Origin of the sequence: Novosphingobium sp. HII-3, from assembly GCF_002916655.1 — a bacterium.
In the GTDB taxonomy this organism is placed as follows: domain Bacteria; phylum Pseudomonadota; class Alphaproteobacteria; order Sphingomonadales; family Sphingomonadaceae; genus Novosphingobium; species Novosphingobium panipatense.
Genome location: NZ_PPSM01000048.1, coordinates 1 through 10,837, shown reverse-complemented (window position 1 = coordinate 10,837; position 10,837 = coordinate 1). Strand labels below are relative to the sequence as shown.

Sequence of the window (10,837 nt, the reverse complement as noted above, 5' to 3'; positions counted from 1 at the left end):
CTTCAATCGGATCAAGCAGTTCCGGGGCATCGCCACCCGATATGACAAGGATGCTGCCAACTATCTCGCGGCCATCAAGCTCATATGCGTCAGGCTGTGGTGCAATGCGTAATGAGTCCACGCCCTAGTACAAAACACTGTGGAGCGATTGATCTTGCGATCATGGCGTCCTGCGGGGGGCCGGAGTTCAGGCTATGGCAAGCGACGCGCCATGCCGTTTCGCCAGCGCATCCAGTCTGGCGAGCATCGCACTGCGCAAATCCTCCCGCTTTGCGGGATCGCTCAGAAGAGGGGCGCCCTCAGCCAGTTTGGTCAAGGCTTCCGCCGTTCGCGCAGCGCTAAAGCCGAGCAGTTTGCGCGCGGCCGGTAGCCGTCCAAGGACGCCCTTTCCCGCTGTCTTCATCCAGCCCTGCGGCCGAGGCGGAGCAATGCGTGAGCGAAACTCCCGGCAGGCGGTTTCCAGATCGAGAGGGAAGAACGTGCCGAACGGCTCAGGCGGCTTACCGTAACGCAGAAGCGTCACGGCATCAGGCGGAGGAATGACAGCGACCGCAACCCGCAGGTTCAGAGACCCGGCCCAGTCCGCCCACTTAGCCTTGGAGAAATTGCGTGAAACTGCAAACGGCCGCCAGGGAACGCCAAAGGCGTCCGCCAGAATGGCGCCATGGAGCGATTCGGTGAGAACCAGCTTTGCTTGAGCGATCCTGGAGATCACCACTGCCGGGGGTTGGCGAGGATCCACAAGGTCGAACCCAGCCATTTTGGCTGCCGCCGGCCAGCCTGGAAAGGCGACGGTCTCGAAATGAGGGATGACGATGGTACCGGCGCGAGCGGTACTGGCCGATAAGTGAAACTCCGACATCAGGGGCGTCAGAATGGCGCCATCCGTAAGCGATGCGCTGTCGGGGAGACCAAGAACTCTGGCGCTGAACGGTCCCCGGACGCAGTGATATTCCACGCTACGACCAATCCATGCGTCCATCGACGTGTAACCAACTCCGCTTGAAAATACATGCAAGCACTGCGCGTCTCCGGGATCGATCCCGACGATCGTACCGATCCCAACGAATGCCGAATCATCACCCGCCTCCTGGCTAAGGGCCCCCAACAGGGAAGGGACCAGCGCAGGCCACAAGATCGCGTTCAGATCGTCACCAAAGTTTGGAACCTTTGGCCGATGATGCAGCAGTTTCATCGCCCGCCACCAAAGCCCGGTTCTTTGGCGTCGTAGCCGAAACAAGCGTCTTCGGAGTCATCGGTAAAAATCTGGCGCAGCGTGATGCGCGGAACGAGAGGGCTGCTCGCCGGGTATTTCCCTAAGACCCGGCCGCGATACGAAAGACCCATTTTGGTCGTGTTTTTCACGTCACGTCTCATTGCGCCTGAATTCCTGACAATATCGTTGAATAGCCGTTCTTCAACTTTGGTATGGCGCACCAAATCCTGCCGATAAAGATTATGATCAATCCGTTTCCAGCCAAATAAAGTTGATTCCGCCGTAAAGGACGTATTTCTCCTAAATTGATTGGACAAAGATTTTACCTGTACACACCTGATGCCGCGGATGACCTTATTCGTGGCCAGGAGGTGGTCTGCACACTTCCGGATCAGGTTGCTGAAACCAGCGTGGTCAGTGGCGGCAGATATTCGCACCAGTAGGAGGAAGCTATGGCATTCAGCATTGGCACAGATGCGATCGATTTTCTTGGCGGCACCAGCGGTAAGGATGCGATCGCCGGCGGTAAGGACGTTGACTATATGTACGGCGGCGGCGGCAGCGATGCTTTCGTCATCCGGCTGTCCGATATGAATGCGGACCTGGCCAGCACCACGGGGTCGATCAGCAACGCACAGGACGTCATCTGGGACTTCCATGGAGCCGGCGTCTACGAAGCGGGCAACAACGACTTCCTCTATCTCGACGGCTTCGGATCAGGCTCCACGCTGACGTTCGTCGGCTACGGCAAGAACTCGGAAAATCCCGACGGCGACACGACTGCGCACTTCTACTCCATTCACTCCACCAATACGGGGCTGGACTACATCATCGCAGTCGGATCGATCAATAGCAACCAACTCGTCCTCGGTGACTACAACTTCTACAATTAAAACAAGCATCAATATGACTGCAATTTATCACCTCATTGAACGAGGGGAGCACGGCTCCTCTCGTTCGATACTATTCGTTGAATAATCAGGAGTCGCACGCCGAATACTTGTGCAACCCTGCCAATCAGGGCGACGCAGCGACTCAGGTGATGTGAATTTAACACCAAAACCGATTGTTCCCTCTTTGTACCAGTCGTATCAGTGCGTCAGTGTGAGGCATCAAGGAACGGCCTCATGGCGAAAGAAGAGCGCATGCAATCTTGGAAAAAAATCGTCTCTGCCGCTTTGTTCATCTGCGGCGTGCCGGGATGCACCAGTGTGAACGCACTTCCGGAGCTGTCCCTCTCTGCGGCTGACGCGCGCTATACACTCGGTGCCGGAGACAGGCTCCGCATCATCGTCTATGGTGAGGATAAGCTGACCGGCGACTATCTCGTCGACGGAACCGGAATGATCGCCTTCCCGTTGATTGGCGCCGTTGCCGCGAAAGGACTCAGCACATCCGAGCTTGCGGAACGCCTGACTACAGCCTTGAGCAGGGGCTACATAGACAAGCCGAGCGTGTCGATCGATGTCCTCAACTTGCGCCCTTACTATATTCTGGGAGAAGTGAACAAACCAGGCGAGTACCCTTTCGTCGAAGGTCTGACGGTTTTCAGTTCGGTCGCAAAGGCGCAGGGTTTCACCTATCGCGCAGATGATCGACGCGTTTATATACTGCACAAGGACGGGAAGGCCGAAATCCTATACCGCCTGGACGGCACGACACCCGTTCAACCCGGCGACACCATTCGCATCCTTGAGCGGCGGTTCTAAGCGATGCGCGGCTTGCTCAATTCACGTGTTGCGGCGTCACCAACCAAAGTCGCAGGCTGCCGAAGCAGGCGCTTACGACTGCTTGCGCTATGGTCTTTGCCCCTGGGTTGGTCTCAGGCAGCCACGGCGCAGACCACAGCCCTCCCGATGAATGAGCCTGACGACGTGCCGGGTCGCCGGGCCCTGCCCGACTACGATCCGATCGGCTACAATTTCGCCGGCCTTGATGCGTTGCCTTCCGTCATGTTCGGCCTGCGCGCAGATGACAATGTCTTTGCCCGTGCACACTCCAAGAAGGCCGACCTCGCGTTCGTGGTAGAACCACGCGTGCGGATCCAGCACGAAGATGGCACCCGTCGCCTTTCGCTCGATGGCGGTGCACGCCTCAGCCGCTACTTCAATCTGCAGGACCAGAATACCTCCGAATACTCGCTGGAGGCAGCAGGAGCACTCGGGGATGAGAGCAAAGGCTCGTTGTCGGCCGCGTTCGGCTTCCGGCGTGAAATTGTTCAACGCGGAACCGCAGAAAACGATCTTCTGCGCGGAGCCCCCCTGATGCGCGGTGTCACCCATGGATCAACCATCGGCCAAGTTCGCTTCAACCGGCTTCAAATCAGCGCAGAAGTGAGCGGTGTGCGCCTGCGGTATGACGATGTTGATACCGCCCCCGCTCTGGGGCCGAATGAACGCTTCCGAAATCTGGACCGGCTCGGTGCCCAGGCTCGTCTTGCATACGAAGTCAGCAGCCGTACCTCCATTTATGGCTCGGGAGAGTACAAGCACTTCGATTATGAGCATTCTCCCAGAGCGGGAGACCGTGACGCCGACAATTACGTCATGACCGCCGGGGTCCGATACGAAGTGAGCCGCGCACTGCTCGCTCAGGTCGGCCTGGGCTATCGCGCCTATGACTTCCGCAACCCGGCACTTGGATCAGTACAGGGACTCGCGGTATCCGCCGACCTCAGGTATTTTCCAACCCGGACTTTGGCATTCCGCGGGTTCGTGGAGCAAAGCAATACTATCAATCCATACAACCTGGTGGGAACCGTCACGCTGACGAATGCTCAGCTTAAAGTCGAATACGAGATGCGGCGCAGTCTGTCATGGATCGGATCGGCGAGCTTCAGCCTGGAAGACTATGCGAAGGTAAACTACTCAGGCCGCCGTTGGGAGCTGAGAGGCGGACCGCGTTTGCGGGTGAACCGCTGGCTCTCGTTTGACGCTAGTCTCGGCGTTGTTCGTCGAACGGCTGTCGGAGCGGCGCCGTTCAACTCCTATTCGCAGGTCGCTGGCCTCCTTTCCTTCACGTTGGCGCGATGAGGAGCCTGCCCTCGGCCGCCCTACAAGGCGAAACACAGCGGGAGGAAGGAAACTGCGAAGATGAGGTGATCGCCACCCGCTTCGCCATCGCCCGTTTCGTGTGGCTGTTCACGGCAGCTTTTCTCAGCATTGTTTTGACCGGCTCCTGCCTTGAACGTGCATCGTCAAAACTCGTGACGGGGGGTGTGCCGCCTTTCCGCCATACGACATTGCAGAAGTCGGCGCTGGCCCTATCCCCGCCCGACCCGACTGCGCTGACAAGTTCCGATTCTCCCCCACCTCTGGATCGAGAGAAGGCGCGCGCCTTAAACGCAGCCGTCCCTTTTAGCCCAACCGGAATTGATCGCCCCGCACCGTTTCGCATCCAGCCACAGGACGCTGCTTACACGCGCGCGCTCGATTGCCTCGCCAGCGCAGTGCTTTACGAAGCGGGTGACGACCGCACCGGTCAAGCAGCGGTTGCGCAGGTCGTTCTCAATCGGGTGCGGCACCCCGCCTTTCCCCACTCGGTTTGCGGCGTCGTTTACCAGGGAGCGGAACGCCGCTCCGGTTGCCAGTTTACCTTCACGTGCGACGGCGCCCTGGCCCGCATCCCCTCGGCAGGTGCATGGCACCGCGCGCGTGAAACCGCGGCATCCTTTCTCCGGGGTGAGACATACCCTCCGGTCGGCATGGCGACGCACTATCACACCGACTGGGTTCATCCCTACTGGAGCACCAAACTCGACAAGATAGCCCAGATCGGCACTCACCTGTTTTTCCGATGGCAAGGACGATGGGGCCGTCAATCGGCGTTCAGGGCACTTTACGTTGGGCAAGAGAGCTTCGAGCCGAGACTTCAATCCCTCTCTCCGGCGCATCGGCGTGGCATCTCCTCTGCAGTTTCAGAGACGAAGCAAATGGTTGAATTAAGCCGGCCCGTCGGTGAAACGCTGGCCCCGCGCGAAGGAGACCACTTTATCCTCGTGGACGGCGGCGGCGATGGTGGGCGCCTAGCCCTCGCCGGACTCGAAACCTGCGCCGGACAGATCTACTGCAAGATTGTCGGATGGGATCGGCGTTCGGCGGCGTTCGGCTCCCCCGAAGCACCCATCATCCGCACCGTGGCGTTTCTCTATGTGCGCGACAGCCGCACCGGTGTGGAGGTGGTGCTTTGGGATTGCCTGCGGTTTAACAGACCCACGAACGGCGAATGTATTTCTGACAAGAACCGCCGCTGGATCACCTTCCAAGGTGACCTTTCGCGGGCCTCATGATGAACAAGCACGCAGCCGTGTCTGCCGTCTCCATGCGTGCCCGTCCGCGCCTCGCTGGCTTGTCGAGGTTGAAGCCAAGCAGGCAGGTCTGCGGACATTGGCAGTGGAATTCAATCATACTTTCCGCGCAGCCGCTGGGGCGACGCATCCTTTGCTTCTGCCCTGCCCTCATGCTCATCAGTGTGCCGGCAGCAGCCGAGACGCTGGCGGATGTCATTGCAGAGGCCTGCCGCGGAAACCCGGCGGTAGAGGCAAGCCGCGCGTCCAGTCGCGCTGCGCAGGAAAGGGTAGGTCAGGCGCATGCGCAGTTCGGTCCCACTCTGAATGCCGATGCCAGCTACGGCTATGCAGCGCGGCGCGTGCGACAGAATGGCGCGACCGTTCTGCGACAGGACGGCTTCACGCCGGTGCTATCCCTTACGCTCGATCAACCACTGTTCACATTCGGTCGTCTGACGGCCCAACGGCGCCTGTCGGCGGCCGATTACGGATCCTCGGTCGCGGACCTGCAGGCTGCAGAGCAGGACCTGATGGCCAACATCATCATCGCCTACGCCTCAGTGTTGAGGGACGAGAAGCTCGTCGCAATCGCGCGCTCCAATCTCGGCCAGTTGACCGCGCAACTTGATCAGATCGATGCCCGCTACGCAGCGCGCTATGCAACCGAAACGGATCTCCAGCAAACGCGGACACGCATTTTCAGCGGACAGGCCCAACTCGATCTTGCGCAAGGAGCCTTGCTGTCCAGCCGCAATCGCTTCCGCAATGTCGTGGGCCGTTATCCCGAGAATCTGGCCCCGCTTCCGCAACTGCCGCCGCTTCCCCGCACGCTCGAAGAGGCGCAAACTCAGGGCGTGCAATCCAGTCCCTTATTACAGTCGGCGCGCTATGATCTGGTCGCCGCTCAGGCTCGACTGGGACAGGCCCGCAGCAACACACGTCCCTATGTCAGTCTTCAGGGAAGCCTCGCCCGCACGCCTCTGACGATTGAGAATGGAGATCCCAGTGAAGTCACGCTTCAGGTTCAGGCTGGGCTTACGATTCCATTGTACTCTTCCGGCCTTTTGTCCTCCCGCGTTCGGGAGGCTGCTCAGATTGCGGACAGCGCAAACCAGCAGCTTCAACAGGCGATCCGCGATGTGCGTGAGGATATCGCAACCTACTGGGATCAGCTAGCCGCTACTCGCCGCGCGCTTCCAGCCTATGCCCGGGCCGTGTCTTCTGCAGATATGGCCTTTCAAGGCGCACAGCAGCAGCAGCTTGGTGGGCAGATAACCTCGCTCGACCTTCTGGATACGGCACGTGATCTGCTGAACTCGCAACAAGCGCAGGCTCAGGCCGAAGCGCAATTGTACATCCAGCACGCCATGCTGTTAGGCACCATGGGCCAACTCCGCATCGAGACGTTCGCCGGAGAAGCTGCGGAATTTCGCCCCAAAGCTTACACCACACCAGGCTGGATGGGGTTCCCGACTGGACCGGCCATCGAAGTGCTGGATGCAATCACATACAGCGACAACTTCAACCCGACACCCGTCACCGTCGAGCAATCCCAGGAGGAGGGACACGAAATGCCTTCCGAGTTCGAGCGGCCATGAGGAGCAGTGCGAACCTTCTTCCGATTGCGCCGGCTCCTCGCAGCACCGCTTCCTCCACTCTCATCGGGATATGCTGAATGCTTCTCAGTCAGGACAAGCTCTCCCCGGAAATCAGCGGCATGCTGTCGATCGCGCTGCCTGTGCTTTGGCCTGTCATGATCTTCAGCGCGGTGTTCAACGTGTTGCTGCTGTCCGGATCGTTCTTCATGCTGCTGGTCTACGATGACGTTCTCGCCAGCCGGAGCGGTGCGACGCTGGCAGGGCTGCTGCTGATGGTGACGGTCGCTTACCTGTTCCAGGGTTCTATCGATCTTATCCGCTCCCGAGTGCTGCTTCATGCCGGTGCCAAGGCGGATCAGAGGCTTTGCAGTCGGCTCTATGACATCATCAGTCACTACGAGCGGGAAGTCGGTCCGCTGCCGTCTGGATCAGCACCGGTCCGTGATCTTGACCTTGTTCGCTCGTACATCATCGGCACCGGGCCTCTGGCCTTGCTGGACCTTCCCTATGTCGTTCTGTTCCTGGCGATCCTTATGCTGTTCCACTGGGCTCTTGGAGTAGCCACGCTCGCAGGGGTGCTCGTAATCGTAACCCTGATGCTGGTCGGTGATCGACGCACCCGTCAGCCCGCCCTGCGAGCGGCCGCCATCGCGGGATCGCGTTTTACGATAGCTGAGGATGTTCGCCGGAACAGCGAAGTGCTGCGCGTGCTGGGCATGGGTGGGCGATGGCGCGCCAGTTGGGCAGCAGTCAGCCTCAACCTGATTGCGGCTCACGATGAACTCGCCGACGTCTCGGGCCGTACACAGGTTGTCGGCAAGGCCTTTCGCCTCTTCCTGCAATCGTTCGTGCTGGCCATCGGCGCCTTCCTCGTCATAGACAACGACGCAACTGGCGGTGTGATAATTGCCGGGTCCATTCTCAGCGCCCGTGCCCTGATGCCGGTCGAACAAGCGATCGCGCAATGGAAGCCGATGATAGAAGCGGGGCAGGCATGGCGACGCCTGATGAGCCTGCTGGGCAAGATAAAACCTGCAGAACCGCCGATGCCTCTGCCTCGCCCCAGCCGGTCCCTCGAGGTGCAAGAGGTGGTTTGCGGGCCTCCGGGGCGCCAGAAGATCACTGCGACCGGTGTGTCCTTTCGCTTGTCCGCCGGCCAAGCCCTGGCCGTTATCGGTCACAGTGGTTCGGGCAAATCCTCTCTCATGCGAGCCATAACGGGGGCATGGCCCCTGCTGCGAGGGGCGGTGCGCCTCGACGGCGCTTCGTTGGAGCAGTGGGATCCCGAACATCTGGGCCGTGACATAGGCTATGTTCCCCAGGCTATAGAGCTGTTTGAAGGCACCATCGCCGACAACATCGCCCGCTTTGATCCTGAAGCGACGTCGGAAAAGGTGATCGCCGCTGCGAAAGCTGCCGATGTGCATGATATTATCGTGTCCCTCGCAGAAGGCTACGGCTTCGTCCTGGGCGGCGCGAACGGCGGAGGCCTGTCGGGGGGCCAGAAGCAGCGCATCGCTCTTGCTCGCGCGCTCTACGACGATCCCTTCCTGATCGTGCTGGACGAACCGAACTCCAACTTGGACGCTGCGGGGGAAAACGCCCTTCTTGCGGCAATTGCTGCCGCGAAGGAGCGGGGCGCGATCGTGGTGATCGTGGGCCATCGCCCTGCCGTCTTTGCGCAGGCCGATCACATCCTGATCATGGCTGACGGACACATGCTGCAGATGGGAGAGCGCGCGGAAATGCTGAAGCGCATCAACTTCGCACCTCCGCCGCAACGCGCCCCGGAACATCTTGGCGAGTAGACGCTGTGCCTGACGAGATCATCATGCGGCCCGCCTTTTCTGCGCTCTCGCCTGCCTCCGTCCGCTACGATCCGGAGCGCAGTCTGCGGCGCGATGTGCGCCTTGGCCTTTGGCTGTGTGGAGCCCTGGTGGCTGGTCTTGGTGGCCTGGCTGCTCTTCTGCCGATTACCGGCGCCGTAATGGGGCCTGGCGAGGTCACCGTCGCCAGTTACGTGAAGCAAATCGGTCATCCATCGGGCGGCGTCGTGGCGGAAATAATGGCTCGCGACGGCGATCATGTGCGCAAGGGTCAACCACTGATCCGGCTGGATTCCAAGGTAAGCAGCGCGAACGCCAATTACACAGGCGAAAACGTGCTTCAGCTGCTCGCCCGGGCGGCACGGCTCACGGCCGAACGGGACGGGACAACAACGATCACCTTTCCAGCCGACCTGATACGTCAGCAAGCCGATAGAAACGTTGCATCGCTCATGGAACAGGAGCGCAGGGTTTTCCATCTTCGTATTGATGCCCGGAGGTCCATGGCTGCACAGCTCACCCAGCGGATCGGCCAGACCGACGCGGACGTAGCCAGCGCGCGAAGCAAGGCGACGAGCTACGCCAGCCAAGCCAATTTCATCAATGAGGAACTCGCGGCAACGCGCAAGCTCTATGAGAAGCGGTACACCACGCTGGATCGCCTCAATTCCCTTGAACGGTCCGCTTCAGGCCTGACGTCCGAGGTTCGCAGCGCGCAGGAAACCGTTCTTTCCGGTCGAGCCCGCATTCGCGAGCTCCGTTTGCAGATGTCCTCGTTGGAAGCCGATGCACGAAGCTCCGCCGCTGCGGAACTGATGGATGTACTGACCCGCATCAGCGAACTTCGCCGCGCGCAGGTTGCGGCGGACGACAGCTATGAGCGATCCATTATTCGTGCGCCTGAGTCAGGCACCATCGACAAGCTCGCCGTCCGGACGGTCGGCGGCATAGTTCCTCCGGGACAGACAATCCTGGAGCTTGTGCCGGACAATGACGCCATGGTTGTGGAAGCCACCGTTTCTCCCGCCGACATCGATCAGGTTCGTGAAGGACTAAACGCGAGGCTCCGCTTCAGTGCTTTTTCGTCCCGGACCACGCCCGAACTCGCCGGCACTGTGATACATGTTTCTGCCGATCGGGTAGAGGACGAAGCGACGCGCAGCGCCTACTATCGCGTCCGGGTGAAACTGAACGCGGGTGAGCGGGAGAAGCTGGGCGAATTGAGGCTGCGGCCCGGCATGCCGGTCGAAACCTTCATTCAGACGACTAGCCGCACGATGCTTGACTATATCCTCAAGCCGCTCACTGATCAGCTTGCCCGTGCGTTCCGGGAAGGCTGATGGGCTTGCGCCTTTCCTTGTCGCTTCCGGCAGATGACCTCTTGAGATCGTGATTCGGACTGCGCCTGTACTGTGCACCTCTGAAAGGTGCTCCGATCGCGAGGTGCGGGGAAGCCTTTTTGGTCCACCGTGAAGGATTAAATTTTGGCAGCCGTCGACCGGACGAAATAATGAATGTAGCGAAACCGCGGCCAATCAACCTCTGTCGTTTCAAACATCCACCTCAATTTCCGATTAACTGGTTGCAATCGGATCAAATAGTCACACCGCATCGAAACATACCCTTATTGACGACCTCTTAACACTCATTACCATGCCATCAACCAAGACCGGAGGCTCAACGAATATCCGGTATCGTTCTTGCGGGTGGATCAATGGAAGCTGTGTCGCGGCATTTCGAGAACGCAGAGGCGAAGGCATCTGTCACTCCTCGTCGCTCTCCTGTCAACGCCGGGATAAAATTGGGCCAGGCACCGGTTTAAAAAGGGGCCAGTTGGTTTGAATAAAAAGCCTCATGGTTGAGGCTGGACGCTCTCGGCAGCGGGGAAGCGGCTGTAGCGGAGCGGAAG

The 10,837-nt window shown here is 59.7% G+C and carries 9 protein-coding genes and 1 pseudogene; 8 read left to right on the top strand and 2 right to left on the bottom strand.

Annotated features, from left to right (window positions below; translation table 11 throughout):
- Nucleotides 1-112, top strand: a pseudogene (locus C2R25_RS16065) (IS5/IS1182 family transposase); the annotation flags it as partial.
- Nucleotides 113-187: 75 nt separating this feature from the next.
- On the opposite strand, the gene C2R25_RS16060 reads toward C2R25_RS16065, so the two are convergent.
- Complete coding sequence (locus C2R25_RS16060; RefSeq protein WP_255400468.1) at nt 188-982, bottom strand: polysaccharide pyruvyl transferase family protein; 795 nt, start codon at nt 980-982, stop codon at nt 188-190.
- Nucleotides 983-1,191: 209 nt separating this feature from the next.
- Nucleotides 1,192-1,533, bottom strand: coding sequence for a hypothetical protein (locus tag C2R25_RS20275; protein WP_146049679.1), 342 nt, complete (start codon nt 1,531-1,533; stop codon nt 1,192-1,194).
- A 135-nt stretch (nt 1,534-1,668) separates the two neighbouring features.
- Here C2R25_RS20275 and C2R25_RS16055 point away from each other — a divergent pair, with 135 nt between their 5' ends.
- The 7 genes from C2R25_RS16055 (at nt 1,669) to C2R25_RS16025 (ending at nt 10,268) form a co-directional block, all read left to right on the top strand.
- Entirely contained in the window at nt 1,669-2,109 is a 441-nt protein-coding gene (locus C2R25_RS16055; protein WP_103730179.1) for a hypothetical protein, read from the top strand.
- A gap of 234 nt (nt 2,110-2,343) precedes the next feature.
- Nucleotides 2,344-2,925, top strand: coding sequence for a polysaccharide biosynthesis/export family protein (locus C2R25_RS16050; RefSeq protein ID WP_233204073.1), 582 nt, complete (start codon nt 2,344-2,346; stop codon nt 2,923-2,925).
- Nucleotides 2,926-2,928: 3 nt separating this feature from the next.
- Nucleotides 2,929-4,248: an outer membrane beta-barrel protein gene (locus tag C2R25_RS16045; protein WP_103730178.1), complete on the top strand. Its 1,320-nt coding sequence runs from the start codon at nt 2,929-2,931 to the stop codon at nt 4,246-4,248.
- Complete coding sequence (locus C2R25_RS16040; protein ID WP_103730177.1) at nt 4,245-5,504, top strand: cell wall hydrolase; 1,260 nt, start codon at nt 4,245-4,247, stop codon at nt 5,502-5,504. The genes C2R25_RS16045 and C2R25_RS16040 overlap by 4 nt, the downstream gene beginning before the upstream one ends.
- Nucleotides 5,501-7,102, top strand: coding sequence for a TolC family outer membrane protein (locus tag C2R25_RS16035; RefSeq protein ID WP_103730176.1), 1,602 nt, complete (start codon nt 5,501-5,503; stop codon nt 7,100-7,102). Before C2R25_RS16040 ends, C2R25_RS16035 begins: the two co-directional genes overlap by 4 nt.
- A 77-nt stretch (nt 7,103-7,179) precedes the next feature.
- Complete coding sequence (locus tag C2R25_RS16030; protein ID WP_103730175.1) at nt 7,180-8,910, top strand: type I secretion system permease/ATPase; 1,731 nt, start codon at nt 7,180-7,182, stop codon at nt 8,908-8,910.
- A 5-nt stretch (nt 8,911-8,915) separates the two neighbouring features.
- Nucleotides 8,916-10,268, top strand: a complete 1,353-nt coding sequence (locus C2R25_RS16025; protein ID WP_233204067.1) for an HlyD family type I secretion periplasmic adaptor subunit — start codon at nt 8,916-8,918, stop codon at nt 10,266-10,268.
- The last annotated feature ends 569 nt before the right edge of the window (nt 10,269-10,837 follow it).